Genomic DNA, 25,470 nt, shown 5'->3' on the forward strand with positions numbered 1-25,470 from the left:
AGCCGTGCGATGAGGGTGGTGAGTCAGGCCGCGAGTGTACGCCTGCTCTAAACGCAACGAACCCACCAAAATAGGTGGGTTCGTCAGCAGTCTGAAGCGCCACCGGATGAGCTCCGGTGGCGCTTTTACGTTAGTGGAACGCCTCCAAAAAAACTGCCTAACCGCCATTACAGTTGAGCAGATGCGTCGTCGCTAAACACCAAAAATCTGCTGCAGATCCGGTACGTTCTCTTCCTCTTCAACCATGGAGAGCGAGGCTTCGATGGCTTTGAGGTGGCGGCTCATAAAGGCTTTGGCGCGTTCGCCGTTGCCGGTTTCAAGATAGCCAATCAGGTCGTCGTGGTCGTGGGATTCGCAGCCTAGGTGGCCGCGATGGCCGTAAACGGCGAGGATCAGCGATGAGCGGGAGCAGAGGCGTTCAACGAATTCCGCCAGGGTGGCGTTGCCGGAAAGCTGCGCGAGACGCACGTGAAAATCCGCCGAAAGACGAATCGCCACGCTCTGCTGGCCGCGGCGTAGAGCTTGGCGTTCCTCACGTGCCATGTCGCGAAGCTCCGCTGCCGCCGCGGCGTTCATTCGTCTGGCCACATCGGGCATTAGCCCGCACTCGATCAGCTGGCGGGCATCGAACACGTCTTTTGCTTCATCGGCAGTGGGACGCGTTACGCTGGCCCCACGACGCGGGGTCAAGGTAACGAGCTGCTCCAGCGCCAGCCGCTGGAGGATTTTACGAATCCCCGTGCGGCTAATACCGAATACGTCCGCTAGCGCATCTTCGCGCAGCCGAGCGCCGGGCTTAAGGCGCTGCTCCACAATGGCATCGCTCACTGACCGGTAAATCGCTTCGTGGCGCTCATCGCCCTCTTTGTCAGAAGGCCTCCGTTTTAACGCCGCCTGCGCATCACTCATAGTGTCTCCTGTCTGCGACTCTGATTACTCCTCCCAGGCCGCAATGATATCGCGCTCTTCGTCACTCATGTTGGTGATATTACCAAGCGGCATGTAGCGACTGCCAACAACCTGTTGGATTTGCGCCTTGTGACCAAGAATATCGTCCCAGCTATCAAAGGCATAGCCTGCAGGCGGCGCGGAGAAACCGGCATGTTCAGGGTTGCGGGCATGGCACTGGGTACAGTGTTGTTCAATGAGCCCAGATATCTGCGCTTGCGTGGGCGCTCCGCCAGTGCCTTCTACGGCGGCACGTGGGCTGGGCGCTGCCACCCAGAACGCGAGCAAAATTAGCCCAACGCCTACTGCAGGGTAGGCAGGCTGAATTTTGCCGGCATGCATCAGCACAAAGAACTGACGAATCAGCGCTCCGGCAAAGATAAACAGCACCATTACCACCCAAGAGAGCTCGTGGGCGTAGATAAAAGAGTAGTGATTACTCACCATCAGCAGAACCACTGGCAGCGTGAAGTAGGTGTTGTGCACCGAACGCTGCTTGCCGCGCTTGCCGTCTAGCGGGTTGGGGGTCTCCCCCGCTTTCATGGCTTTTACCATGCGGCGCTGGCCGGGAATAATCCAGAAGAAGACGTTGGCCGACATCGCCGTGGCCATTACCGCGCCGGTGAGCAGAAATGCCGCCCGCCCGGTAAACATCTGAGTACTTAGGTAGGCCACCACCACCATCATCACCGCTACGGCAATACTCAGCAGTCCATCGCGTTCCATGTTGGGGCTGATGCGCTTACATAACTCGTTGTACACCACCCAACCGCCTAGCAGGAACCCAAGCGCCAGCAGGTTCGCCTGCCAACCGGTGAGGTTAGCCGCCCAGGCCCAGTTGCTGTCCGGGTTAACTAAGTAGAAACCGGGGTTCACCATGTAGAGAATGACGAACAGCGCAAAACCCGATAGCCACGTCGTATAGGCTTTCCAGAACGACCAGTGCAGGTCGTTGGGCAGCTTGGACGGGGCAGTGGCATATTTCTGGTTATGATAGAAACCGCCACCATGCACAGCCCACATCTCGCCAAAAACACCCTTCTCACGATCTTCAGCGGCTTTGGGAGTGCGCAGGCCGTTATCCAGCATCACGAAGTAGATCGACTCGCCGATCCAGGCAATCGCTGCGATCACGTGTAACCAGCGCAGCAGTAGATTCACAAACTCGATGATATACGCTTGCATGCCTAGTCCTCTTAGCTACCACGGTAAGTGGAGTAGCCGTAGGGCGAAAGCAGCAACGGTACATGATAGTGCTGGCTAGCATCGGCCACGCCGAAGCGCAGCGGAATAACGTCTAAAAAGCGCGGTTCAGCGGCTTCCACCCCTTGAGCGCGCAGATAGTCTCCAGCGTGGAACACAAGCTCATACTCGCCTGGCGTTAGCGCATCGCCTTCTAGAATAGGGGTATCGCAGCGGCCATCGCTATTAGTAACGGCATTGCCTAAATGCTCGCGGCTGCCGTCCGCTAGCCGAAAAACCTCAATAGTAATGCCTTGGCCGGGCTGCCCTTTGGCGGTATCCAGCACGTGTGTGGTTAAGCGTCCCATAGCCACTCCTCAATCATTGGATTTGTTGACGTTATTTAACCTATTGGTCAAAGAGTACCGTTGATGCTATTTATTGTATACAGTAATTCCATTTATGCACTACAGGAGAGCATCAGTGCCTCAACCAACCTCATTACAACTATCACCCGCCCCGAGCCAATGCAGCCTTGAAGCCTTTGTGCAACATTATGGCGATGTTTATGAGCACTCGCCCTGGGTGGCCGAGGCTACTTGGCAACACGGCTTAAGCGAATCTCATGACGCACCAGATGCGCTGGCAGAGCTTATGGGATTAATGCTTCAGCAGGCCACCCCTGAGCAGCAAATTGACGTGATTCAGGCCCACCCAGATCTCGCGGGCAAAGCCGCCTTGGCCGGTGAGCTCACCCAAGACTCAACCAATGAGCAGGCAGGCGCTGGGCTGGATCAGTGCTCACCTGAAGAGTTTGCCCGCTTTGAACAACTAAATGCGGCATATAAAGAAAAATTTGGCTTCCCTTTTGTGATCGCGGTGAAAGGGTTGGACCGCTACGACATACTCGCGGCGTTTGAAGAACGCCTGGAGAACGGATTAGCCCAGGAGCGCGAAACTGCTATTAAGCAAATTATTCGCATTGCTCGCTTCCGTCTGAGAGCACGCGCTGGCGAGGCGTAGCGCTGTGATCGGGCGGCATACTGCAGCATTAAATGTGTCTGGTTGACCCTAAGGGTAATTGCATTTATATCTTGTATACGATTTTATTCATTTATGGATGCAACAGCATAATGCTACTCATGTTTAATAACGCAATAAAGGCTCACTATGTCTCCTCCGCCCGATCCAAAAACAAATCCTACGCGCACCATTAACCAAAACCCTGACGCCATGCCGCCGTTACCCAAAGCGATACCGCTTGGGTTGCAGCACATCATGGCCATGTTTGCCGGTAACGTAACGCCCCCTATCATTATTGCCGGTGTGATTGGTGCTTCTCCCTCTGAGCAAATTTTCCTCATCCAGGTAGCGCTGTTTGTGGCGGGGATGTCTACCCTGGTACAAACCATTGGTATTGGCCCTATTGGCGCACGCTTGCCGATTGTGCAAGGCACGAGCTTTGGTTTTCTCCCCGTTGCTTTACCCCTTGCTAAAGCGTTTGGCCTTCCTGCTGTGCTAGGTGCTTCGTTTGTCGCGGGGCTGCTACAAATTCTACTTGGCACTTTTTTGAAAAATATTCGCCACTGGTTCTCCCCCGTTGTGACCGGTATTGTCGTACTGCTGATCGGTATTACGCTGATGCCGGTGGGGCTGAACTACGCTGCTGGTGGGGTAGGTGCTGATGACTTTGCTTCTCCATCCAATCTGCTGCTGGCGTTGTTTGTGCTAAGCGTCACCATTGCGGTGCATCAATACGGCAAGGGGTTTATTAAAGCGTCCTCTATTCTCTTTGGGCTGGTGGCAGGTTACTTGGTCGCCATTGCATTGGGTAAGGTAGATTTTACCTCGCTCACTAGCGCAGCCTGGTTTGCCCTGCCTAAACCCTTTGAGTATGGCATGACCTTCTCAGGCACCGCGATTCTAGGCATGACCCTGATTATGTTCGTTGTGGGCTTAGAAACAATCGGCAATATCTCTGCCATTACCACCGGCGGTGCGGGCCGCCCAGCGAAAGATAGCGAGCTTTCCGGCGGTGTCATGGCGGATGGCGTGGCAACCTCGTTCGCCGCTATTTTTAATACGCTGCCCAATACTGCTTACGCGCAAAATGTGGGGTTAATCACCCTGACGGGGGTAGTGAGCCGCCACGTAGTCACCATCGGTGGTTTACTGCTGATTGCGATGGGTCTTTTCCCTAAGCTCGGTGGCTTAGTTGCTGCTATGCCACACGCCGTACTAGGCGGTGCGGGTGTGGTGATGTTCGGCATGATTGCATCGGCAGGTTTAAAAATTATCAAGGAGTGCGAACTGGATCAGCGCAATATGCTGATTATTGCGGTGTCACTCAGCCTGGGCATTGGCTTACCGGCGGTGGAAGCCATTTCGGAAACGATGCCTGGGCAGTTAGGGCTGCTGTTGAAGTCGGGCTTGGTGCCTGCCGCACTGGCGGCGCTGCTGTTAGACGCTATCTTGCCGGGCAAGCCCGACCGCAAAGAGAAGCTAGCGAAGGCACAAGCAGCCAGTCAAACACAGCCATAACCTTTAACGAAGCGTGTTTGCTAGCAACAAAAATGCCGCGCTCATCAATGGCGCGGCATTTTCGTTCAAGCTTAGCGGTTTAGTGCTTGGCTGTGTCTGCTGCTTTCTTGGTAACTTCTTCGGCTTTCTTTTGGCTCTCTTGCATAAAGCTTTGGCTGATAGAGGTGACTTTTTCAGAGTCCCCTTTCATACGCTCCATCAGGTCAGTGGCCGCTTTCTGCTGACTCTCCATCGCCTTCTTGAAGCTATCTGCATCTTTCACATCTAGCCAAGTACGCGCTTGGGAAATGGTCATATCAGAGTAAGCGCGAGCCGCATCAATTTGGGCGCTGACCAGTTGCTCATAGTAATCCAACGCTGCGAGCGTATAAGAGCGCATCGGTGATACAAAAACGGAGTCAAACTGCTGGTTGGTTTTCTCTGTAGCCTTGTTCATTACGCAATCTCCTTGGGTTAGCTAGCGAATCGGCATACCCAGCAGGTGGCCGATGGTTGGCAATGACTGTATTACACCCAAGCTAGCAGCGCTTTTTGTGCAGCGCAACATGATTTTTCATCATGCTACATGTTCAGCTTATCTAACGCTCACCGAACATAACGCAACGGCTTTTTTAACGGTTACCGAACAGGTGCTTACGGGCTTCATCATCCATAACAACGCCTGCTTGCGGGTTAATATCCTCGACTAATGCGTACGCTTTTCGTACAGCAGGACGTTGCGATACCTCTTCAAACCAGCGTTCAAGATCGGGGAACTCTTCCAAGGTTTGACGCTGCTTCTCCCAGGGCACAATCCATGGGTAGATCGCCATATCCGCAATGGAGTAGCGGTCGCCGCCAACATAATGCTGCTGAGAGAGCCGCTGATCCAGCACGCTGTAGAGCCGGTTGGTCTCGCGTACATAGCGCTCTATGGCGTACTCAATTTTCTGCGGTGCGTAGTGGCAAAAGTGATGGTTCTGGCCCGCCATAGGGCCAAGCCCACCCACCTGCCAGTGCAGCCACTGCAGTACCACGTAGCGCTCGCGCCCTTCTGTTGGCAGAAACTGGCCGGTTTTATCGGCGAGATATTCCAAAATGGCGCCTGATTCAAACAGCGACATGGGTTGGCCGCCATCTTTAGGGGCGTGGTCCACAATGGCGGGAATGCGGTTATTGGGCGCAATCGTCAGAAACTCAGGGTCAAACTGCTCACCCCGGCCAATATTGATGGGCTTAATACGATAAGCCAACTTTGCTTCTTCAAGCATGATGGAGATTTTGTGGCCGTTCGGGGTTGTCCAGTAATACAGGTCAATCATCGCCATCTCCTTTCACACAAACGGCCTAGGCCGTTTGTGTTGCCTGTGGGTAGTAGGCGGCTTGTGACCGCCTTAACTATTATAGATCACGAACAGTGATGGCTTTGCCTGCCACTGAATCGTGCACTGCTAGCATACGCTTAAACCACGCAGCGACGGGGTCGTTTTCGTCTACTAGTGTCTCAGTCGAGACGGTGTAGGCCCACATCATGCTGCCAAACAGCAGGTAATCCGCACCGCTGGCTGCATCGCCATCTAAAAACAGACTCTCTTTTAGTTGAGCGCTCACCGGCACCAGCGCCTGCTTCAACATCTGCCGCCCCTGTTCAGGGTTGTTGACGGCTTCCATGGTCGCACCAAAGCGTGCTTCACGGGTTTTGCGGAAGTAATCACGATCATCTGGATGGATGGCAGCTAACAGATCTAACGCGACGATCTTAAACAGCGCGGGGGTAATGCTGCGTTCTACTAACTGCTTAAACAGCATTAAGCGCTGAAGGCTCATCCCTTCGCCCACCACCGGGGCCTCCGGGTAAGCTCGGTCTAGGTAGCACATGATGTCAAAGCTATCGGTGACCACGTTGTCGCCATCGGTCAGCACAGGCACTTTGTCGTAATCGGCAAACGCGAGAACGTCTTTCTCCTGGAAGCGCCAAGCCACGGTGGTGTACTCCAGCCCTTTATGGGCCAGCGCCATACGTACCCGCCAGCAATAAGGCGAAAAGCGTAGGCGCTCATCACGGCCGCACAGGTCATAAAGTGTTATTGCCATATTGTTAGTTCTCCTTTTTTACAGGGGTCAATCCGCTACCTACAGTGAGTCTAAGTGATTAGCGACGCAAGCGACGTTCGTAACCCACCGCGCGAAGGCCTGCTGCACTGTCTATTAGTCTAATGACTGTTGCTGTATTAACACTCTGATGCAATGTTTAAAATACCTTAAAAACAACACGTTAGATTAAAACGACCGCTTAAATCATGCTCAGAACGGCCCACATCAACTGGTAAGACCAATTTTCCAATGTAGTCATTCTGCCCGCCTAACCGTATCTTTCACGCTGACCCAACTATCATTGAAATGACAAGTTGGCTACTGCGGAGCATACCAAATCAATAACAAGGGGCCGTTCCTCCCATGAATGAAACTATACTCGCTCTACTGGCATTTCTGCCGCTATTGCTGGCTGGGATTTTGCTCATAGGCTTTAAAATTCCTGCCAAAATAGCGATGCCAATTGTCTTCCTTACGGCAGCCATTATTGGTCTGACCGCATGGGATATGTCGTTTAGCCGCGTAGCGGCATCCACTGTACAGGGCCTCATCCAAACCGCTGGCCTGCTGTGGATTATCTTCGGCGCTATCTTGCTGCTCAACACGCTAAAGCACTCGGGCGGTATTACTGCCATTCGTAACGGCTTTTCGGGCATTAGCCCAGACCGTCGCGTACAGGCGCTGATTGTTGCTTGGCTGTTTGGCTGCTTCATCGAAGGCGCGTCCGGTTTCGGTACGCCCGCTGCCGTGGCAGCGCCGCTGATGGTAGCGCTGGGCTTCCCGGCTCTGGCAGCGGTGGTCGTGGGTATGATGATCCAATCCACGCCAGTGTCGTTTGGCGCCGTGGGTACGCCCATTGTGGTGGGTGTGGGTAGCGGCTTGAACCGTGCCGACATTACCGCGCAGCTAGAAGCGAACGGCTCTACCTGGGAAGTGTTTTTCCAGCAGGTGACCAGCTCTGTCGCGATCACACACGGTATCGTCGGCATTTTAATGCCACTGATTCTGGTACTGGTGATGGTGCGCTTCTTCGGTGCCAACCGCTCTTGGAAAGAAGGGTTGTCTATTACGCCTTTCGCGATCTTTACCGGTATTTCCTTCGTGGTGCCTTACATGCTGGTGGGCGTGCTGCTTGGGCCGGAATTCCCCTCCATGATTGGCGCGATGGTGGGCTTAGCGATTGTGGTGCCTGCTGCACGTAAAGGCTTCCTGCTGCCCAAAGATACCTGGGACTTCCCAGAATCGACCGCTTGGCCGGATGAGTGGATCGGCAACTTGCAAATCAAGCTTGACGATGTGGCCGGTAAAGCACCGATGTCGACCTTTAAAGGTTGGGTGCCTTACGTACTGCTCGCTCTGTTCCTGGTAGCCTCACGCACCATCGAGCCGCTCAAAGCTGCGTTAACCTCCATCAACCTGAACTGGGCTGATATCTTCGGCGAAGCAGGCGTTAGCGGTGGCATCCAGCCGCTCTACCTGCCCGGCGGTATCATCCTAGCGGTCGTGCTGGTGACTTACTTCCTGCACCGCATGAACCCACGCCAGCTGAGTGCTGCGGTATCAGAATCGACCAAAACCATTTTTGGTGCGGGCTTCGTCCTGATCTTCACCGTGCCAATGGTACGGATCTTGATTAACTCTGGCGTTAACGGTGCCGATTTAGTCTCGATGCCTGTCATGATGGCGCAAGCGGTGGCTAACGGTGTGGGCGGTATCTACCCGTTCTTTGCCCCGGCAGTGGGGGCCATGGGCGCCTTTATTGCAGGCTCCAACACTGTGTCTAACCTGATGCTAGCGGAGTTCCAGTTCAGCGTGGCCGAAACGCTTGGGCTCTCCACGGCGATGATGGTCGCACTGCAAGCCGTGGGTGCTGCCGCAGGTAACATGATCGCAATTCACAACGTCGTGGCGGCGTCTGCTACCGTCGGCCTACTCGGCCGCGAGGGCACCACCATTCGTAAAACGATCATCCCGACCATCTACTACCTGGTCTTCACCGGCATTATCGCGCTGATCGCGTTTTATGTTTTAGGTGTGACTGACCCGTTGATGTAAGGAGTAGCTTTACCCCACGATAGGAACGGCTGGGTAGCCTTAGGGCTACCCAGCACTATATTAAAAAGACGAATCTCGCCCTCACCGACCACTCTCGACACTTTATGAAAAATACTTCCAAAAGCACCCACATATTATGGAAATATTTTCCATCAAGTGATTAGATAGCTGTCTATCCTCCTCACCCATAGGAGTTACCATGAATATCCTATTCGACGAGCGCCTTGATGGTGAGCTTGTCCACCGTGATAAAGCCGAGGTACTCAGCGACCTGCAAGGCGCCGTGCCCTCATTAACGCTGCTGCATCGGGAAGAAGATTTACGCCCTTTCGAGTGCGATGGCTTAGCCGCTTACCGCGTGCTGCCGATGTTGGTGGCCTTGCCGGAAACGCTGGAACAGGTCGAAGGCCTGTTAAAGCGTTGCCATGCACTGGGCGTACCCGTGGTGACCCGGGGAGCAGGCACCGGCCTTTCCGGCGGCGCACTGCCCCTTGAGCAGGGCGTGCTGCTGGTCATGTCGCGGTTCAACCAAATTATTACCGTTGACCCCGACGCGCGCATTGCCCGCGTTCAGCCTGGGGTGCGCAACCTTGCCATTTCCGAGGCGGCCGCCCATTACGGGCTGTACTACGCCCCGGACCCCTCTTCGCAAATCGCCTGCTCAATTGGCGGCAACGTCGCCGAAAATGCGGGCGGCGTGCACTGCCTGAAATACGGTCTCACCGTGCATAACGTTATGCGGGTGGATGTGCTGACCATTGAAGGCGAGCACATGACGCTAGGTTCTGAAGCCCTAGATGCGCCCGGCTTTGATCTCTTGGCCCTGATGAACGGTTCAGAAGGCATGCTCGGGGTGGTCACGGAAATCACCGTGAAGCTGCTGCCCAAGCCAGAAACCGCCAAAGTGCTGATGGCCAGCTTCGATGATATCGAAAAAGCGGGCCGCGCGGTGGGCGACATCATTGCCGCAGGCATTATCCCCGGTGGCCTGGAAATGATGGATAAGCTCGCCATCAAAGCCGCCGAAGATTTCATCAAGGCAGGCTACCCCGTGGAGGCCGAAGCCATTCTGCTCTGTGAGCTGGATGGTGTGGAAGCCGACGTGGACGACGACTGCGAGACCGTGCGCCGCGTACTGGAAAAGGCCGGAGCCACTAACATTCAACAGGCGCGGGATGAAGCCGAGCGCGCCAAGTTCTGGGCCGGGCGCAAGAATGCCTTCCCTGCCGTAGGCCGCATGTCACCCGACTACTACTGCATGGATGGCACCATTCCCCGCCGCGAGCTGCCGCGCGTTTTGAAAGGCATTGCCGCGCTATCCGAAGAGAGCGGTTTGGCGGTAGCCAACGTGTTTCATGCGGGCGACGGCAATATGCACCCGCTGATCCTGTTCGATGCCAACAAAGAGGGCCAGCTTGCCCTGGCGGAAGACGTAGGCGGCAAGATCCTGGAGCTGTGCGTGGCCGCCGGTGGCTCGATTACCGGCGAGCATGGCGTTGGGCGCGAAAAAATCAACCAGATGTGCAGCCAGTTCCAGCCCGATGAGCTGACGGTCTTCCACGCGCTAAAAGCGGCGTTCGACCCCAAACGGCTGCTCAACCCAGGGAAAAATATTCCCACCCTGGCGCGCTGTGCCGAATTTGGCGCGATGCATGTGCATAACAACGAGTTACCGCATCCAGAACTGCCACGCTTCTGATGCTATAAGGATCGACCATGACCGAACTAGCGATACACGCTGCCGACCGAGATATCGCCGACGAGCTGAGCGAACAGGTTCGTAGCGCCTACCACGACCGCACCCCGCTACGCATTGTAGCGGGCAACACCCGGGCCTTTTATGGCCGCCCGGTGGAAGGCACGGAACTCAATGTCGCAGCGCATAGCGGCATCGTCTCTTACGACCCTATCGAACTCGTCGTCACGGTGCGGGCTGGCACCCGCTTGAGCGCGCTGAACGCGGCGCTGGCAGAAAAACATCAGATGCTGCCTTTCGAGCCGCCCATTTTTGGCGACGCCAGCACCATTGGCGGCGCGGTGGCCACCGGCATGTCCGGCCCTCGCCGCCCTTGGGCAGGTGCCGCACGGGATTTTGTCCTGGGCACTCGGGTGATTACCCAAGAAGGCAAACTGCTGCGCTTTGGCGGCGAAGTGATGAAAAACGTCGCAGGCTATGACCTTTCCCGCATGATGGCCGGCGCTCAGGGCACGCTAGGCGTGCTGGCCGATATCTCGTTTAAGGTGCTGCCTATTCCCACCGCCAGCCACAGTCTGCGCCTTGAAATGGGCTTGCAAGATGCCTTAGCGAAGCTCTCTGAGCTTGGCCGCCAGCCGCTGCCTATTACCGCTGCGGCATGGCACGCAGGTGAGCTTTTCCTTCGCCTAGAAGGCGGTGAAAGCTCCGTCAAGGCCACGAAAGAGCGCCTGGGCGGTGAAGCGCTGTCTGCGGATTTCTGGCAGCAGCTTCGTGACCAGCAGCATGGCTTTTTCAGCCTCAACGAAGGGCAAGCACTGTGGCGCCTCTCGCTACCGCCCCATACCCCAGCGCTAGAGCTCGCCGTTGATGAAAGCGATATCTTCTATGATTGGGGCGGCAGCCAGCGCTGGGTGAAAACCGCACTACCCGCAGACACGCTGCGCGATGAATGCCAGAAGGCCGGTGGCCACGCTACCTGCTACACCCCGCATGCCCAAGGGGGCGCGGAGTCACCGTTTACTCCGCTGAATGCTGTGGTCGAGAAGTACCATCGCAACCTGAAGGCCGAGCTGGATGCCCACGGCATTTTCAACCCTGGTCGTCTTTATGCGGCATTTTAATCAGGAGAGCTGACATGCAGACGCACTTTACCGATGCCGACCGCCAAAAACCGCATATTCAGGAAGCCGAGCGCATTCTGCGTACCTGTGTGCACTGCGGCTTTTGTAACGCCACCTGCCCCACTTACCAGTTGCTGGGCGATGAGCGAGACGGGCCACGCGGGCGCATCTACTTGATGAAAGAGCTGCTGGAGAGCCGCGATGACGATGACCAAGTCACCGAAGAGACTCGCCTGCACCTAGACCGCTGCCTAACCTGCCGCAACTGTGAAACCACCTGCCCCTCCGGCGTGGAGTATCACAAGCTGCTGGATATTGGCCGTGCGGAAATCGACCGTCGTGTGCCGCGTTCAGCGGCAGAACGCGCTCAGCGCTATGCGCTGCGCAAAATGCTGGTCGACCCGAAACGCTTCAAAGCGCTGCTGACTCTGGGGCAAACCTTCAAGCCTCTAGTGCCCGGCAAACTGCGTAGCAAAATGCCGCCCGCACCGGTCGATGCAGGCCAGCGACCCGACAGCCAGCGCCATGCCCGCAAGGTATTGATTCTAGAAGGCTGCGTGCAGCCGGGCCTGTCGCCCAACACCAACGCAGCCACGGCGCGCCTGCTCGACCGTTTGGGCATTAGCGTCACACCGATTAGTGAAGCTGGCTGCTGTGGTGCTATCGACTTCCACCTCAATGCCCAAGAGGCGGGCCGCGAGCGGATGCGCGCCAACATCGATGCCTGGTGGCCGCAAATCGAGCAGGGCGCGGAAGCCATCGTACAAACCGCTAGCGGCTGCGGCGCGTTCGTCAAAGAGTATGCCGACATGCTCAAGGACGACCCCGCCTACGCTGAAAAGGCCAAAAAAGTCAGCGCACTGGCGAAGGATATCGTCGAAATACTGCGCGACGAGCCGCTGGAAGCGCTGCAGCTTAAAGAGCATCAGCGCTTAGCGTTCCACTGCCCCTGCACGCTGCAGCACGCTCAGAAACTCAACGGCGCAGTGGAAGGCGTGCTTAGCAAACTCGGCTTTGCACTAACGCCCGTGAAAGATGCCCACCTGTGCTGCGGCTCGGCAGGCACCTACTCGGTCACACAGCCAGAACTCGCCACTCAGCTGCGTGATAACAAGCTGAATGCGCTGGAAGCAGGCAACCCTGAGGTGATTGTAACCGCCAACATCGGCTGTCAGACCCATCTCGCCAGCGCCAACCGCACGCCGGTACGCCACTGGGTAGAAGTCGTGGACGCTGCCCTGGTATAACCCTTTACACTCGCTGCGCTTTCACAACGTATTAACGGTTGGGCGCAGCGCTTTAATCCCTATGATAAGAAGGATCCTTTGATGCAAACCAAAGCTGTTTTAGGCCAAGCCGACGTTATCCAAGTCCTCGATGCCGCACAGAAAGAAGCTGACAACAACAGCTGGCCGGTCACCATTGCCGTCACCGACGATGGCGGCCACCTGCTGGCACTGCGCCGTTTAGACGGTGCTGCCCCGTTCAGCGCCGATGTCGCTACCCAAAAAGCGCGTAGCGCGGCTCTGGGACGTAAAGAGACCCAAGTGTTTGAAGAGATGATTAACGGTGGCCGCACGGCGTTTGTCTCTGCACCGCTGCAGGGTCTGCTATCTGGCGGCGTGCCGATCATCGTGGATGGTCAAGTCGTCGGCGCTGTTGGCATCTCTGGCGTTAAGCCAGATCAAGATGTGCAAATTGCCAAAGCAGGCGTCAGCGCAATCGCCTAACGCTTACCTAGTCAGTAACAAAAGCAAGTAACAGAAGTAAGTAACAGCAGCGTGCAGCACATTGACTGCACGCTGCTTGTCAGCGTTTTATGTACACGCAATAAAAAAGCCCGAATCATAGATTCGGGCTTTTTTTGGAATTTGTTCGGCTTTATCAATATGATTGCCGATGGGTGCTTAATGGCGGACCGGACGAGACTCGAACTCGCGACCTCCGGCGTGACAGGCCGGCATTCTAACCGACTGAACTACCGGTCCACTATAAAACACACTAACCATTTAAATAGACTGTTTAAGCGGTTCAGAGGCGCAAAAACGCTGACTTAAATGGTGGGTGGTACTGGGTTCGAACCAGTGACCCCCAGCTTGTAAGGCTGGTGCTCTCCCAACTGAGCTAACCACCCGGGATATTGAAAGCTCATCGCTTATCAATAAAACTACTTATAAAGTTATCGTGGCGGACCGGACGAGACTCGAACTCGCGACCTCCGGCGTGACAGGCCGGCATTCTAACCGACTGAACTACCGGTCCGAATAGCGATAACTTAGTATGCAGTTAAACATGATGATGGCGGACCGGACGAGACTCGAACTCGCGACCTCCGGCGTGACAGGCCGGCATTCTAACCAACTGAACTACCGGTCCGCATATTCATCAATTACTGCATCACGTTTCCAAGGCACCAAATAAATGGTGGGTGGTACTGGGTTCGAACCAGTGACCCCCAGCTTGTAAGGCTGGTGCTCTCCCAACTGAGCTAACCACCCGCTGGTCACGTGGCGCTGCATTCTACAGAAGCCTCTTGGAATGTCAACACGTTGTGTTTAAATTTTTGATTTAAACCAGCGTACTGCACGTTCTCGCGGCAACCGCTAACTGAGCGCGGACGAAGGATGCCGCAACTATGGCTGCTTCGTCAATCAAAACTTGCTGATTTACTCCAGAACTTCGTCGTGGCTTAAAATCATGGTCGCCATCGGTTAGCCAATGAATGTGTAGGGAGTAAGGTAAAGCGTAGTGGGCCACCTCATCACGAGAGCCAAACGGATCACGCTCACCTTGCAGAATCAGCATAGGCATAGAGATGTCAGGAAAATGATCGGTGCGAAGGGAGTCGGGCTTTTTGGGTGGGTGAAACGGATAGCCTGCCGCAATGACACCTGCACAGTGATGCTGGCTGGCAAAGAGCGATGCCACACGCCCGCCCATGGATTTACCCCCAACCCACAAAGGCGAACCACTGCATGACGCCAGCAGGTCATACCAAGCGGCAAAGTGTTCCAGCGTTTTCTTGACGGGAGGCGGAGGCCGGCGCTTTGCTTCCTCGCTCATCTGCTGCATATAGGGGAAATCGATCGCCCACACTTGTAGCCTCTCGCTGGCCAGCATCGCGGCAAATTGCCGCATAAACTCGGATAGGTGGCCTGCCCCGGCGCCATGGGCTAGCAGAATTCGCCCCAGCTCGGGGATGCCGGAGACGCTCACCGGGCCAACCCCCTCCACGAGAAACCGCTGAACAGCGGGGCTGGCGGGGCGTTCACGCAACGCCTCTGGGGTGATGAACTCAAACCCAAGATCAGCGTAATAGGACACTCAACCCTCCTAATAATTCAGCGTTACATCCATTGGCGTGTTCAGCTTAGGGCGCGGCTGCGATAGAATCTAGGCCGGATCTTGACCTGCATCATCAAGCGGGTGGCCGCACCCGTGCAAAATGCCACGGGTTACCCCCTAACCGCGTTCGATGGGAACATGAAATGAGCACAGCATTGGAACACCCGACCTACAATTACAAGGTGGTTCGGCAGTTCGCGATTATGACCGTTGTGTGGGGCATCGTAGGTATGACGCTTGGCGTTATCCTTGCCTCCCAACTGGTCTGGCCGCAGCTGAACCTCGGCCTACCTTGGACTAGCTTCGGGCGCCTGCGTCCGTTACATACTAACGCCGTTATCTTCGCCTTCGGTGGCTCAGCGCTTTTTGCGACGTCCTACTACGTCGTACAGCGGACCTGTCAGACACGGCTGTTCTCTGACAAGCTCGCAGCGTTCACCTTTTGGGGGTGGCAAGCGGTCATCCTGTCTGCAGTAGTAACGTTGCCGCTGGGCTACACCACTACTAAAGAGTACGCAGAGCTTGAGTGGCCGATCAATATACTGCTGGCGGTAGTATGGATCAGCTATGCGATCGTTTTCTTAATGACGATTAAGAAACGCACCACGTCGCACATTTATGTGGCGAACTGGTTTTTTGCTGCGTTTATTCTGACCGTTGGCGTTCTGCACATTGTTAATAACGCCGCAATTCCCGTCACGCCTATGTACTCCACCTCGATTTACGCAGGTGCTGTCGACGCCATGGTGCAGTGGTGGTATGGCCATAATGCGGTCGGCTTCTTCTTGACCGCAGGTTTCTTGGGCATGATGTACTACTTCGTACCGAAGCAGGCAGAGCGTCCGATCTACTCCTACCGTCTGTCTATCGTCCACTTCTGGGCGTTGATCATGATCTACATGTGGGCAGGTCCTCACCACCTGCACTACACCGCGTTGCCGAACTGGGCTCAGTCACTGGGTATGATTATGTCGATCATTCTGCTGGCACCTTCCTGGGGTGGCATGATCAACGGCATGATGACCCTGTCAGGCGCTTGGCATAAGCTGCGCACCGACCCAACACTGCGCTTCCTGGTAGTGGCTCTGTCGTTCTACGGCATGTCGACCTTTGAAGGCCCGATGATGGCGATCAAGACCGTCAACGCGCTGTCGCACTACACCGACTGGACCATTGGGCACGTACACGCTGGCGCACTTGGCTGGGTAGCCATGATCACCATCGGCTCTATGTACCACCTGATCCCGCGTGTTTTTGGCCGTACCGAAATGTACTCCGTTAACCTGATTGCTGTTCACTTCTGGCTGGCAACAATCGGCACCGTACTGTACATCGCTGCGATGTGGGTCAACGGCATCATGCAAGGCCTGATGTGGCGTGCAATCAACGCTGACGGCACGCTGATGTACACCTTCGTGGAGTCTGTTGAAGCCAGCGGCCCCGGCTACATTGTCCGCATGATTGGCGGCCTTTTCTGGGTAACCGGCATGCTGATTATGGCGTTCAACGTGTACATGACCGTGAAGCGTCGCGAAGCCATCGGCCTCACTGCGCCGCAAGCCGCTTAAACCGGGGAAGCTAAGACCAATGAAACACGAGATTGTTGAAAAGAACGTTGGCCTACTCGCCGTGTTGATCCTGGTTGTGATCAGCTTCGGTGGCTTGGCCGAAGTGGTACCGCTGTTCTTTCAAAAGCAGACTACCGAGCCAGTTGAGGGGCTACGCCCCTTAACCGCCCTGGAGCTTGAAGGGCGTGACATTTACCGTCGTGAAGGCTGTGTAGGCTGCCACTCCCAGATGGTGCGCCCCTTCCGCGCAGAAACCGAGCGCTACGGCCACTACAACGTAGCGGGCGAGCAGGTGTATGAGCACAACTTCTTGTGGGGCTCCAAGCGTACCGGGCCTGACTTGGCGCGTGTTGGTGGTCGTTACAGCGACGACTGGCACCGTGCACACCTGTACAATCCGCGCGACGTAGTGCCAGAGTCGATCATGCCAGCCTACCCCTGGCTGTTTGAGAACACCCTCGACGGCGAAGCAACACCGGATAAAATGCGTACCCTGCGTCAGCTAGGCGTGCCCTATACCGATGAAGATATCGCCACTGCTACCGCTGATGTACGCGGCACCCAGGAAATCACCGCCCTGGTGGCCTACTTGCAGCAGCTAGGAACCGTGCTCGAGGGCACACGTTAAGTTATGGATACGGGAACTTTCCGCGGCCTGATCACGCTGATTTTGATCTTCGCTTTTATAGGCATCTTTTTTTGGGCCTACTCCAAGCGTCGCAAACCAGACTTTGACGAAGCGGCTAACCTGCCCTTCGCCGATGAAGAAGATAAGCAACCGACCCGTGACAAGCATGCTTCGACAGAACACGAAGCGGATTCCCGCCACGACAGGGGAGATAAGAATAGATGAATAATTTATGGGGTGACTCCCTATCCAGCTTCTGGAGCGCCTGGATTATTGTCGTCACGCTGGGCACGATCGCTCTGAGCGTTTGGATTTTGCTAGCCAACCGCCGGACCGACAAAACCCCAGATGCTGATGGCAATATCGAAACCACTGGCCACGCGGCTGACGGCATTGAAGAGTATGACAACCCGCTTCCGCAGTGGTGGTTTAAGCTCTTTATCCTGACCGTCGTATTTGCCCTTGGCTATCTGGTGCTCTACCCAGGCCTGGGTAACTACGCAGGCATACTGGGCTGGTCCCAGGAGAGCCAGTGGGAAGAGGAAGTGGCCGACGCCGAAGATCGCTTTACGCCGATTTTTGCTCAGTATCAGGAAGTACCGATTCCTGACTTGGCGCAGGACCCGGAAGCCATGCAAGTGGCTGAACGTATCTTCCTGAACAACTGTGCCGTGTGTCATGGTTCTAATGCCCAGGGTGGTTACGGCTTCCCGAACCTGACCGACGACGACTGGCTCTACGGCGGTGAACCGGAAAACATTCTGACCACTCTGAACAACGGTCGTAACGGTTTGATGCCGTCTTGGCAGCAGCTCGGTGATAACAACATCGAGGATCTGACCCAGTATGTCCTGTCGCTGTCCGGTGAAGAGCATGATGCAGAGCGTGCCGCCAGCGGTGAAAGCACCTTCCTGGCAGCGTGTGCGGCGTGTCACACCCCCAGCGGAACAGGCAATATCGCACTTGGTGCGCCTAACCTGACCGACGACGTGTGGCTCTACCTAGCACCCGGACAGGGCGTTGACGACTCCATCCGCCAAACGCTGCGTAACGGTCGTAATGGCCACATGCCTGCCCAGGCAGCCTACATTGGTGAAGAGCGTGTTCACCTCGTAGCGGCCTACGTTTACAGCCTACGTTTCAACGACTAATCCCGTTGGTAGGCGTGTAACACCAAGGTGTATGAAGGGGTGCGGTTACATACCGCACCCTTTCTACATCTAGTAGCCGCTCAGCCATCCGCCTATCCGTTACACTATTGTTTAGCAATTTGTGTTTAGCGACTCGGCATATAGCGACGAGATCTAGGTCGCAGGGTTAACGTTACGCTAGCCATGCTGCCGCCCACTCCTGCCTATTGAGCTGCGATCACCGCCATGGAAAAAATACCTAGCCACGATATTACGCCGCCAACCGTTGGGCATCACACGCCTGGTGAAACAACTACTCAAGAGATGTATGCCAAACGGCGACACATCTATGTACGAGAAATCAAAGGGCTGTTTCAAAAAGTACGGCGCAGCGCTAACTGGGCGCTGATGATGGGGTTCTTTCTGCTGCCCTGGTTAAACTGGGGCGACCGCCCTGCGGTGTGGTTTGACTTACCGGGCCGAGAATTTCATATCTTTGCCGCCACGTTTTACCCTCAAGAGTTTGTTCTTCTGTCGTGGCTGCTGATTATTTGCGCCTTTGGGCTATTTTTTATTACCGTTTTTGCGGGGCGGGTATGGTGCGGCTACACCTGTCCGCAAAGTGTTTGGACATTTCTCTTTATCTGGCTTGAGCACCGGATCGAAGGCTCGCGCAACCAGCGCATAAAGCTAGACAACCAACCGATGAATGCCAATAAAGCCTGGCGTAAGGGCGCGAAGCATACCGCTTGGCTGCTGATCGCTCTGGCAACCGGTGTGACGTTTGTAGGCTACTTTACGCCGATTCGTGAACTTGTCATGGAGCTTCCCACTCTAGAAGCCCACGGCTGGTCCTATTTTTGGATTGGGTTCTTTTTAGTCTTTACCTACCTCAACGCAGGCTGGCTGCGTGAGCAGGTATGTATTTATATGTGCCCCTACGCCCGCTTCCAGTCGGTCATGTTTGATCGCGATACACTGATCGTCTCTTACGACGAAGCGCGAGGCGAGCCACGTGGTAGACGTAAGAAATCACTTAGCCATACGCAAGCGCGAGAAGCGGGTTTGGGAGACTGTATCGACTGCGAACTCTGTGTGCAGGTCTGCCCCACCGGCATTGATATACGCGACGGCCTGCAATACGAGTGCATCACATGCGCCGCTTGCATCGATGCCTGTGACAGCGTGATGGATAAAATGGGCTACCCCAGAGGACTTATTCGCTACACCACTGAAAACGCGCTGGAAGGCAAGAAAAGTCATATTCTTCGCCCGCGCTTGATTGGCTATTTCGTTGCTTTGATGGTGATGATGGCGACTTTTGCCTGGGCAGTTAATGACCGTACCCCGATGAGCTTTGACGCTGAGCGCGAGCGTACTCAGCTCTACCAAATGACCCGTGACGGGCAGATCAGCAACGTCTACAGCCTGACTGTGCGCAACCTGGACTCCCAAGATCACACCTATGATATTAGCGCGGCAGGCTTACCTAATCTGCAGTTGGATAACACCTCGCTGCGTGTACCTGCGGGTGAATCACGCATTCAGGTGATTACCGTACTGGCCGACCCAGCGTCGTTAAGCGAGCCCAGCCACGCGATTACGTTTACGCTGCAGGCGCAGCAAGATGAGCAAATTCGCCAGACCCGCGAAGCGCGGTTCTTGAGCGACATTAGGAGATAAATGCGTCATGTCAGACACCCCGATTCCGCCCTGGTACAAACAGTTTTGGCCGTGGTTTTTACTAGGGCTGCTGTTTTCGTCCATCCTATTTAGTACTGGCTTCGCCATCATGTCGATCAAGAGCTACGACGGCATGGTGGTCCAGGAGGATTACTACGAGCACGGTAAAGCTATTAACATGGTGCTGGCGAAGCAGGAGCGCGCGCGCGAACTCAATTTGAGCGCCGACCTGCGCATCGACCCACTGACTAGCGATATTGTGATCGACCTTGCTGGCGATGCTCGTCCGGATAAACTCTATTTGGACCTCATCTTCCCCACCGAAGATGACCGTGATCAATCCTTCGTACTAGAACACGTGCGCGAAGGCCGCTATATCACTCAGGGGCCGGATAATTTGCGCTACCGCTGGTACCTACAGATTCAGCCCGTACAAGGCGATGACGCCGAGTGGCGCCTGATCGGCGAAGCCCGCTTCCCCAATGAAGCGAGCGTTGCCCTTCTGCCCGGAGGGCGGTCAGAGAGCGAATGAGCACTAAAGCGCTAAGCTGCTACCACTGCGGAAGCCCGGTGCCCGACGGGGCACCGTGGCGTATCGTCATTGATGACACGTCCCACTCTTTATGCTGCCCCGGCTGCGAAGCCGTGGCCCACGCCATTGTCGACGGCGGATTAGAGAGCTACTACCGCTACCGTACTGAACTGCCCGAGCGCCCCGATGAGCGTCAAGCTGCAAAAGCGGATACTTGGTCGGTATTTGACGACCCTGGCCTACAGTCGCAGTTTGTTCATCCGGATGGCGATGAGGGCCACGTTAGGGCAACGCTTGCCGTAGAAGGGATTACCTGTGCCGCCTGCGCCTGGCTTATCGAGCACCGATTGAACGCGCTTGAAGGCGTTGTCTCCAGCGCGGTGAATCTGACCCATCACCGCCTGCGGGTTTCCTGGGACCCAAACGTAGTAAAGCTATCGCAGCTATTCGCTGAACTTGCCGCGATTGGTTACGATGCTCAGCCCTATGAACCCGACCAAGCCCAGACGCGGCTGCAGCATGAAGAGCGCATGAATGTGCGCCGCTTAATAGTGGCGGCGGTCGGGATGATGCAGGTGATGATGTTCTCCATCCCCATTTATGTGTCGGGGCCTGGGGAACTCAGTGAAGACTTCTTTGCGCTGTTTCACTGGCTCTCGTTCGCTCTGGCAACGCCGGTGGTGTTCTTTTCAGCGCAGCCATTCTTCCGTAACGCCCTGCGCGACCTAAAAACGGGCGTGCTAGGCATGGATGTTCCCGTCTCACTGGCGATTGGTGGGGCTTATCTCGCCAGTAGCTACGCGGTGCTGTTTAACGTGGGAGAGGTCTATTTTGACTCCGTCGCCATGTTCACCTTCTTCCTACTGTTTGGCCGCTACGTGGAAGGGCGCGCTAGGCGACGCAGCGGCCATAGCGGCAATGCGCTTAGTGGCGTGCTACCGGTGTCTGCTACACGGCTGGAAGCTGACGGCAGCGAACGCATTCTGCCCGCTAGCGAGCTTGCCCCAGGCGACCGCGTACTTATCAAGCCCGGCCATGGCGTCCCCGCCGACGGCATTATCGAAGATGGCGAGTCTAGCCTGGACGAGTCGATGCTGACCGGCGAGTACCTGCCCGTCACCCGCCGAGTGGGCGAACAGGTGGTAGGTGGCAGCCAAAACATGGAAAACTCACTCACGGTGCGGGTTACTCATGCAGGCAACAATGCACGCGTGGCGGGCATTGTGGATTTAACCGACCGCGCCTTTGCCAGCCGCCCACGTTTGGCGCAAATGGCGGCGCGCATGGCCCACCTGTTTGTACTGCGCCTGCTGGTGGTCACCGCTTGCGTGACCGTGGCGTGGTGGTTTATCGACCCTTCCCGCATGCTTTGGGTGCTGCTCTCCGTTCTAGTGGTGACCTGCCCCTGTGCGCTAGCACTCGCCACCCCAACGGCACTGACAGCAGGGCATGGGCAACTGCGCCAGCGTGGCGTGCTGATCACCCGCGCCGATGCCATCGAATCGCTTTCTAACGTCACGCGGGTGATTTTTGACAAAACCGGCACGCTCACCCGTGGCGAGATGCAGCTCACCCAAACCTGCCCGTTAAACGAGCAAAGTAGCGAACAGCTACGGGCCATTGCCGCCGCGCTGGAAGCCCACTCCGAGCATCCCATTGCCCGCGCGTTTCGCCCGTTCCGCGATGCCACACTGCAGGCGCGTCAGGTGAAAAGCGTCACCGGCAGCGGGCTAGAAGGCGTGCTTAACGGCGCAACGTGGCGCTTGGGCAAGCCCAATTTTGCAACGACCGAGCCACTCACGCCGCCCAGCGCCGGGCAGTGGCTGCTGCTGAGTGAAGATAGCGCCCCGCGGGCCTGGTTTAAGCTCCACGACGGTATCCGTGAAGATGCTGCGCAAACCGTAGCCGCCCTGCAGGCCAGAGGGCTTAACGTTGAGTTACTGTCAGGCGATACGCAGGAAGCCGTAGAGAGCTTAGCCGAGCAGCTCAACATCACCACCTGGCACGCGGGCAAATCACCAGAGGGTAAGCTGGAGCGGCTGCGTGAGCTGCAGGCGCAGGGCGAACGTGTGGTCATGATTGGCGACGGCATTAACGATGTACCGGTGCTCGCCGGTGCCGATGTGGCCATTGCCATGAATGGCGCCACCGACTTGGCACGCACTCGGGCCGATGCGGTCTTGCTCAGCCCACGCTTAATGCGTATTTTCGAGGCCATCGAGATTGCCAGCGCCACTCGGCGCATCATGCGCCAAAATATGATTTGGTCGGTTTGCTATAACTTCTCTGCGCTTCCCCTGGCCGCTATGGGGCTGGTACCGCCCTGGCTGGCCGCCATTGGTATGTCGTTAAGCTCATTGGTCGTCGTGGGTAATGCGCTACGCCTCACGCGCTGGCGCATCTCACCTGCACCCCAGGTAGCCCCAGCCACACCGGTGACCGTATGACGATTCTCTATCTACTGATTCCGCTGTCGCTGATCCTGTTGGGGCTGGCAGTGTGGGCGTTCTTCTGGGCCGTAAAGAATGACCAGTTCGACGACTTAGAAGGCCCCGCTCACCGCATCCTGTTCGATGATGATGAGAACGACTTCACCCCCGAGCAGCGCGCCGAACGCAAAAAAGCCGCTAAGCCACCCCGTGATCGCGAGCCACCGCCATGAACCCTACCGGACTTGACCTGCCGCCGTTGATGGCGGCGTTTGTGTTTGGCCTGATGGGCGGTGCTCACTGCATTGGCATGTGCGGCGGCATCATGAGCGCCCTGACCTTCGCCGTGCCGCCCAGCATGCGCCACCCAGCTCGCATGGGGGGATTACTGCTCAGCTATAACACGGGCCGTATCCTGAGCTATATGACGGCAGGGGCCTTGGTGGCCGCGCTCGGCACCTTGGTATCGCTGTCACCTCAGGCGCGTATCGCGCTGCAGGTCATCGCGGCGGTGATGCTAATCTTGATGGCGCTATACATCGCCAACTGGTGGAAAGGGTTGTTAAAAGTCGAGGCCGTGGGGCGTCGACTATGGCGCGTCATCGAACCTGTTGGGCGGCGCTTGATGCCCGTGGTTCACCTGCCACAAGCCTTTGCGCTCGGTGCCCTGTGGGGCTGGCTGCCTTGTGGGCTGGTGTACTCGATGCTCGCCTGGAGCTTGGCCATTGCCGACCCGCTACAAGGGGCGCTATTGATGGGGGCCTTCGGCCTGGGAACGCTGCCTGCCCTGTTAGCCACGGGTCTGGCCGCCCGCCAGCTCAGCCAGTTAATTCGTCACCCGGCGACCCGTAGCCTTGCCGCGCTGACGATTATCGGTTTTGCCCTGTGGCAGCTTTGGGCGCTGACGCCCCATGCCGGGCATTAAGAGCTTACCCATCAAACTCCTCTAGACAATACTCAATACAAACATCCTATCGCTTGATATAGCTCAACGCTTTCCCTTCTACGCTGACGTAGCATTCCAACACGCGTTCGAGCTGCGAAGCTCGTCGCTTATGTTGGTCGGTTCTTGCTTTGCCCTGCTACTTAGGAGCGCTCCTTATGCCCGTTCATGCCACTGCTGCTCTCGCTCACCCTATTTCTGCAGCGGTTGAGGCCACCGCCTGGGATGACGCCCTGATACGCCGCTACGACACCAGCGGCCCTCGCTACACCTCATACCCTACAGCACTCTCGTTTCACGACCAGTTCACCGCTGACGATATGACCCAGGCGCTTGAGCGCAGCAATGCCAGCCAAAAGCCGCTCTCGCTTTATGTTCATGTGCCCTTTTGTCGCAAAATCTGTTTTTACTGCGCGTGCAATAAAATCGCCACGAAAAATACAGCCCTCGCCGAGCCCTACTTGTCTCGGCTGGATCGAGAAATGGTGCTGACCTCCCGGCATCTTGATACAAAGCGGCCAGTGCAGCAGCTGCATTGGGGCGGCGGCACGCCGACTTTCTTAACCCTGGCGCAGATGAGCGATTTAATAGACCGCCTGGATGCACGGTTTGGCTTATCGAGCGCACCGGACCGCGACTACGCTATTGAAATTGACCCACGCGAAGCGGATGTCTTTACCCTGCGCCACCTGCAGTCGCTGGGCTTTAATCGCTTAAGCCTGGGCGTTCAGGATCTCAACCCACAGGTGCAGGCAGCGATTAATCGCGTGCAGCCACGGGTGCTCACTGAAACCTTGATGGATGAGGCGCACCGGCTTGGTTTTCGCTCGCTCAACCTCGATTTAATTTATGGCCTGCCCTTTCAAACCGAGCAAAGCTTCGCTGATACCCTAAGCCAAGTGATTGAGCTGAGCCCGGCACGGCTGTCGGTCTTTAACTATGCCCATATGCCGACCCGCTTTGCGCCCCAGCGGCGTATTAATGAAGCCGACCTGCCCAGCGCGGATGAAAAACTGGCTATTTTGCGTACCACTATTGAGATGCTGACCCAAGCAGGCTATGTACATATTGGTATGGATCACTTTGCTCGCCCAGAGGACAGCTTGGCTCAGGCACAGCGCCACGGTACGCTGCAGCGCAACTTCCAGGGCTACTCAAGCCATTCCCAGTGCGACTTGATTGGTTTGGGGGTGTCGGCTATTTCTCGGGTAGACGACGTTTACGCACAAAACCCCACTCAGCTGTCCCACTATGAAGCTGCCTTAGATGAAGGTAGGCTAGCGACCGTAAAAGGGTTACGCTTAAATAAGGATGACCTAATGCGCAGAGAGGTGATTGAGCGCTTAATGTGCGATATGGCCATTGACCTTGAAGCAATAGGCAAGCGTTGGCAGATAAATGCCGCTGACTACTTTTCAACCGCTCTTGAACGGTTGAAAACCGCCGAGCAGGATGGCCTGCTAGTGCGCCAAGGCCTCTATTTACAAGCTACGCCCACCGGACGGCTGTTGATTCGGCACTTAGCCATGGCCTTCGATAATCACCTGCAACACCAGGGCAACCAACGCTACTCGAAGATTTTATAAGCGTATTGAG

General features: G+C 56.1%; 24 protein-coding genes and 5 tRNA genes. 17 read left to right on the forward strand and 12 right to left on the reverse strand.

Annotated elements, in window-relative coordinates; genetic code table 11:
• Positions 1-192: 192 nt before the first annotated feature.
• From ACIGG6_RS11090 to uraH, 3 genes are read right to left on the reverse strand one after another with little or no spacing between them, the layout of a single operon-like run.
• Positions 193-909, reverse strand: a complete 717-nt coding sequence (locus ACIGG6_RS11090; protein WP_399844481.1) for a GntR family transcriptional regulator — start codon at positions 907-909, stop codon at positions 193-195.
• Between the two features lie 24 nt (positions 910-933).
• The gene (locus ACIGG6_RS11095; protein ID WP_399844483.1) at positions 934-2,133 is read right to left on the reverse strand and encodes a urate hydroxylase PuuD; all 1,200 of its coding nucleotides are present in this window, start codon (positions 2,131-2,133) and stop codon (positions 934-936) included.
• Between the two features lie 11 nt (positions 2,134-2,144).
• On the reverse strand, positions 2,145-2,498 hold the full coding sequence (uraH, locus tag ACIGG6_RS11100; RefSeq protein WP_253506731.1) for a hydroxyisourate hydrolase: 354 nt from the start codon (positions 2,496-2,498) through the stop codon (positions 2,145-2,147).
• Between the two features lie 115 nt (positions 2,499-2,613).
• On the opposite strand from uraH, the gene uraD reads away from it, so the two are divergent.
• Together uraD and ACIGG6_RS11110 are read left to right on the forward strand one after the other, a co-directional pair.
• Entirely contained in the window at positions 2,614-3,153 is a 540-nt protein-coding gene (uraD, locus tag ACIGG6_RS11105; RefSeq protein ID WP_253506728.1) for a 2-oxo-4-hydroxy-4-carboxy-5-ureidoimidazoline decarboxylase, read from the forward strand.
• Positions 3,154-3,300: 147 nt separating this feature from the next.
• Complete coding sequence (locus ACIGG6_RS11110) at positions 3,301-4,671, forward strand: uracil-xanthine permease family protein (protein ID WP_399844485.1); 1,371 nt, start codon at positions 3,301-3,303, stop codon at positions 4,669-4,671.
• A gap of 79 nt (positions 4,672-4,750) precedes the next feature.
• Here the strand turns inward: ACIGG6_RS11110 and ACIGG6_RS11115 are convergent, their stop codons facing one another.
• The 3 genes from ACIGG6_RS11115 to ACIGG6_RS11125 form a co-directional block, all read right to left on the reverse strand.
• Complete coding sequence (locus ACIGG6_RS11115; RefSeq protein WP_399844486.1) at positions 4,751-5,107, reverse strand: phasin family protein; 357 nt, start codon at positions 5,105-5,107, stop codon at positions 4,751-4,753.
• A gap of 175 nt (positions 5,108-5,282) precedes the next feature.
• Positions 5,283-5,972, reverse strand: a complete 690-nt coding sequence (locus ACIGG6_RS11120) for a glutathione binding-like protein (RefSeq protein WP_253506707.1) — start codon at positions 5,970-5,972, stop codon at positions 5,283-5,285.
• Positions 5,973-6,051: 79 nt separating this feature from the next.
• Positions 6,052-6,744: a glutathione S-transferase N-terminal domain-containing protein gene (locus ACIGG6_RS11125; protein ID WP_399844488.1), complete on the reverse strand. Its 693-nt coding sequence runs from the start codon at positions 6,742-6,744 to the stop codon at positions 6,052-6,054.
• 363 nt (positions 6,745-7,107) lie between these two features.
• Here ACIGG6_RS11125 and ACIGG6_RS11130 point away from each other — a divergent pair, with 363 nt between their 5' ends.
• From ACIGG6_RS11130 to ACIGG6_RS11150, 5 genes are all read left to right on the forward strand, one after another.
• Positions 7,108-8,799 (forward strand): L-lactate permease, encoded by a 1,692-nt coding sequence (locus ACIGG6_RS11130; protein ID WP_399844489.1) that lies wholly within the window; start codon positions 7,108-7,110, stop codon positions 8,797-8,799.
• 199 nt (positions 8,800-8,998) lie between these two features.
• Positions 8,999-10,498: a glycolate oxidase subunit GlcD gene (gene glcD, locus ACIGG6_RS11135; protein WP_399844491.1), complete on the forward strand. Its 1,500-nt coding sequence runs from the start codon at positions 8,999-9,001 to the stop codon at positions 10,496-10,498.
• A gap of 17 nt (positions 10,499-10,515) precedes the next feature.
• Positions 10,516-11,616, forward strand: a complete 1,101-nt coding sequence (gene glcE / locus ACIGG6_RS11140; protein ID WP_253506588.1) for a glycolate oxidase subunit GlcE — start codon at positions 10,516-10,518, stop codon at positions 11,614-11,616.
• A 14-nt stretch (positions 11,617-11,630) separates the two neighbouring features.
• Positions 11,631-12,863, forward strand: a complete 1,233-nt coding sequence (glcF, locus tag ACIGG6_RS11145) for a glycolate oxidase subunit GlcF (protein WP_399844492.1) — start codon at positions 11,631-11,633, stop codon at positions 12,861-12,863.
• A gap of 81 nt (positions 12,864-12,944) precedes the next feature.
• On the forward strand, positions 12,945-13,346 hold the full coding sequence (locus ACIGG6_RS11150; RefSeq protein WP_044628702.1) for a GlcG/HbpS family heme-binding protein: 402 nt from the start codon (positions 12,945-12,947) through the stop codon (positions 13,344-13,346).
• Positions 13,347-13,527: 181 nt separating this feature from the next.
• Here the strand turns inward: ACIGG6_RS11150 and ACIGG6_RS11155 are convergent.
• The 6 genes from ACIGG6_RS11155 to ACIGG6_RS11180 all read right to left on the reverse strand — a co-directional run bounded on the left by ACIGG6_RS11155 (position 13,528) and on the right by ACIGG6_RS11180 (position 14,940).
• Positions 13,528-13,604: transfer RNA gene (locus tag ACIGG6_RS11155), tRNA-Asp, on the reverse strand.
• Between the two features lie 70 nt (positions 13,605-13,674).
• Positions 13,675-13,750, reverse strand: a tRNA-Val gene (locus ACIGG6_RS11160).
• Between the two features lie 51 nt (positions 13,751-13,801).
• Positions 13,802-13,878: transfer RNA gene (locus tag ACIGG6_RS11165), tRNA-Asp, on the reverse strand.
• A gap of 37 nt (positions 13,879-13,915) precedes the next feature.
• Positions 13,916-13,992: transfer RNA gene (locus ACIGG6_RS11170), tRNA-Asp, on the reverse strand.
• A gap of 46 nt (positions 13,993-14,038) precedes the next feature.
• A tRNA-Val gene (locus ACIGG6_RS11175) sits at positions 14,039-14,114 on the reverse strand.
• 70 nt (positions 14,115-14,184) lie between these two features.
• The gene (locus ACIGG6_RS11180) at positions 14,185-14,940 is read right to left on the reverse strand and encodes an alpha/beta fold hydrolase (protein ID WP_399844494.1); all 756 of its coding nucleotides are present in this window, start codon (positions 14,938-14,940) and stop codon (positions 14,185-14,187) included.
• Between the two features lie 164 nt (positions 14,941-15,104).
• Here ACIGG6_RS11180 and ccoN point away from each other — a divergent pair, with 164 nt between their 5' ends.
• The 10 genes from ccoN (at position 15,105) to hemN (ending at position 25,460) form a co-directional block, all read left to right on the forward strand.
• The gene (gene ccoN, locus ACIGG6_RS11185; protein WP_253505058.1) at positions 15,105-16,529 is read left to right on the forward strand and encodes a cytochrome-c oxidase, cbb3-type subunit I; all 1,425 of its coding nucleotides are present in this window, start codon (positions 15,105-15,107) and stop codon (positions 16,527-16,529) included.
• Between the two features lie 19 nt (positions 16,530-16,548).
• Positions 16,549-17,157 (forward strand): cytochrome-c oxidase, cbb3-type subunit II, encoded by a 609-nt coding sequence (ccoO, locus tag ACIGG6_RS11190; RefSeq protein ID WP_399844496.1) that lies wholly within the window; start codon positions 16,549-16,551, stop codon positions 17,155-17,157.
• Positions 17,158-17,160: 3 nt separating this feature from the next.
• Positions 17,161-17,382 carry a cbb3-type cytochrome oxidase subunit 3 gene (locus ACIGG6_RS11195; protein ID WP_253505064.1) on the forward strand — a complete coding sequence of 74 codons (222 nt, stop codon included), beginning with the start codon at positions 17,161-17,163 and terminating at the stop codon, positions 17,380-17,382.
• Positions 17,379-18,308 (forward strand): cytochrome-c oxidase, cbb3-type subunit III, encoded by a 930-nt coding sequence (ccoP, locus tag ACIGG6_RS11200; RefSeq protein WP_399844498.1) that lies wholly within the window; start codon positions 17,379-17,381, stop codon positions 18,306-18,308. The genes ACIGG6_RS11195 and ccoP overlap by 4 nt, the downstream gene beginning before the upstream one ends.
• A 225-nt stretch (positions 18,309-18,533) precedes the next feature.
• On the forward strand, positions 18,534-19,970 hold the full coding sequence (gene ccoG, locus ACIGG6_RS11205; protein WP_399844500.1) for a cytochrome c oxidase accessory protein CcoG: 1,437 nt from the start codon (positions 18,534-18,536) through the stop codon (positions 19,968-19,970).
• 7 nt (positions 19,971-19,977) lie between these two features.
• A complete protein-coding gene (locus ACIGG6_RS11210; protein ID WP_399844501.1) occupies positions 19,978-20,502 on the forward strand; it encodes a FixH family protein in 525 nt (174 codons plus the stop codon).
• On the forward strand, positions 20,499-22,949 hold the full coding sequence (locus ACIGG6_RS11215) for a heavy metal translocating P-type ATPase (RefSeq protein WP_399844503.1): 2,451 nt from the start codon (positions 20,499-20,501) through the stop codon (positions 22,947-22,949). The genes ACIGG6_RS11210 and ACIGG6_RS11215 overlap by 4 nt, the downstream gene beginning before the upstream one ends.
• Positions 22,946-23,164, forward strand: coding sequence for a cbb3-type cytochrome oxidase assembly protein CcoS (gene ccoS, locus ACIGG6_RS11220; RefSeq protein WP_172514835.1), 219 nt, complete (start codon positions 22,946-22,948; stop codon positions 23,162-23,164). Before ACIGG6_RS11215 ends, ccoS begins: the two co-directional genes overlap by 4 nt.
• Positions 23,161-23,856, forward strand: a complete 696-nt coding sequence (locus ACIGG6_RS11225; RefSeq protein WP_399844505.1) for a sulfite exporter TauE/SafE family protein — start codon at positions 23,161-23,163, stop codon at positions 23,854-23,856. Before ccoS ends, ACIGG6_RS11225 begins: the two co-directional genes overlap by 4 nt.
• 176 nt (positions 23,857-24,032) lie before the next feature.
• Positions 24,033-25,460: an oxygen-independent coproporphyrinogen III oxidase gene (gene hemN / locus ACIGG6_RS11230; RefSeq protein WP_253505081.1), complete on the forward strand. Its 1,428-nt coding sequence runs from the start codon at positions 24,033-24,035 to the stop codon at positions 25,458-25,460.
• The last annotated feature ends 10 nt before the right edge of the window (positions 25,461-25,470 follow it).

The organism is Vreelandella lionensis (assembly GCF_044543515.1).
Lineage (GTDB): Bacteria > Pseudomonadota > Gammaproteobacteria > Pseudomonadales > Halomonadaceae > Vreelandella > Vreelandella lionensis.

Bases quoted from the DNA above. Each gene is read 5' to 3' on its own strand.
- ACIGG6_RS11090 (WP_399844481.1), bottom strand. From the start codon at position 909: ATGAGTGATGCGCAGGCGGCGTTAAAACGGAGGCCTTCTGACAAAGAG.
- ACIGG6_RS11095 (WP_399844483.1), bottom strand. From the start codon at position 2,133: ATGCAAGCGTATATCATCGAGTTTGTGAATCTACTGCTGCGCTGGTTA.
- uraH (WP_253506731.1), bottom strand. From the start codon at position 2,498: ATGGGACGCTTAACCACACACGTGCTGGATACCGCCAAAGGGCAGCCC.
- ACIGG6_RS11110 (WP_399844485.1), top strand. From the start codon at position 3,301: ATGTCTCCTCCGCCCGATCCAAAAACAAATCCTACGCGCACCATTAAC.
- ACIGG6_RS11115 (WP_399844486.1), bottom strand. From the start codon at position 5,107: ATGAACAAGGCTACAGAGAAAACCAACCAGCAGTTTGACTCCGTTTTT.
- ACIGG6_RS11120 (WP_253506707.1), bottom strand. From the start codon at position 5,972: ATGATTGACCTGTATTACTGGACAACCCCGAACGGCCACAAAATCTCC.
- ACIGG6_RS11125 (WP_399844488.1), bottom strand. From the start codon at position 6,744: ATGGCAATAACACTTTATGACCTGTGCGGCCGTGATGAGCGCCTACGC.
- ACIGG6_RS11130 (WP_399844489.1), top strand. From the start codon at position 7,108: ATGAATGAAACTATACTCGCTCTACTGGCATTTCTGCCGCTATTGCTG.
- glcD (WP_399844491.1), top strand. From the start codon at position 8,999: ATGAATATCCTATTCGACGAGCGCCTTGATGGTGAGCTTGTCCACCGT.
- glcE (WP_253506588.1), top strand. From the start codon at position 10,516: ATGACCGAACTAGCGATACACGCTGCCGACCGAGATATCGCCGACGAG.
- glcF (WP_399844492.1), top strand. From the start codon at position 11,631: ATGCAGACGCACTTTACCGATGCCGACCGCCAAAAACCGCATATTCAG.
- ACIGG6_RS11150 (WP_044628702.1), top strand. From the start codon at position 12,945: ATGCAAACCAAAGCTGTTTTAGGCCAAGCCGACGTTATCCAAGTCCTC.
- ccoN (WP_253505058.1), top strand. From the start codon at position 15,105: ATGAGCACAGCATTGGAACACCCGACCTACAATTACAAGGTGGTTCGG.
- ccoO (WP_399844496.1), top strand. From the start codon at position 16,549: ATGAAACACGAGATTGTTGAAAAGAACGTTGGCCTACTCGCCGTGTTG.
- ACIGG6_RS11195 (WP_253505064.1), top strand. From the start codon at position 17,161: ATGGATACGGGAACTTTCCGCGGCCTGATCACGCTGATTTTGATCTTC.
- ccoP (WP_399844498.1), top strand. From the start codon at position 17,379: ATGAATAATTTATGGGGTGACTCCCTATCCAGCTTCTGGAGCGCCTGG.
- ccoG (WP_399844500.1), top strand. From the start codon at position 18,534: ATGGAAAAAATACCTAGCCACGATATTACGCCGCCAACCGTTGGGCAT.
- ACIGG6_RS11210 (WP_399844501.1), top strand. From the start codon at position 19,978: ATGTCAGACACCCCGATTCCGCCCTGGTACAAACAGTTTTGGCCGTGG.
- ACIGG6_RS11215 (WP_399844503.1), top strand. From the start codon at position 20,499: ATGAGCACTAAAGCGCTAAGCTGCTACCACTGCGGAAGCCCGGTGCCC.
- ccoS (WP_172514835.1), top strand. From the start codon at position 22,946: ATGACGATTCTCTATCTACTGATTCCGCTGTCGCTGATCCTGTTGGGG.
- ACIGG6_RS11225 (WP_399844505.1), top strand. From the start codon at position 23,161: ATGAACCCTACCGGACTTGACCTGCCGCCGTTGATGGCGGCGTTTGTG.
- hemN (WP_253505081.1), top strand. From the start codon at position 24,033: ATGCCCGTTCATGCCACTGCTGCTCTCGCTCACCCTATTTCTGCAGCG.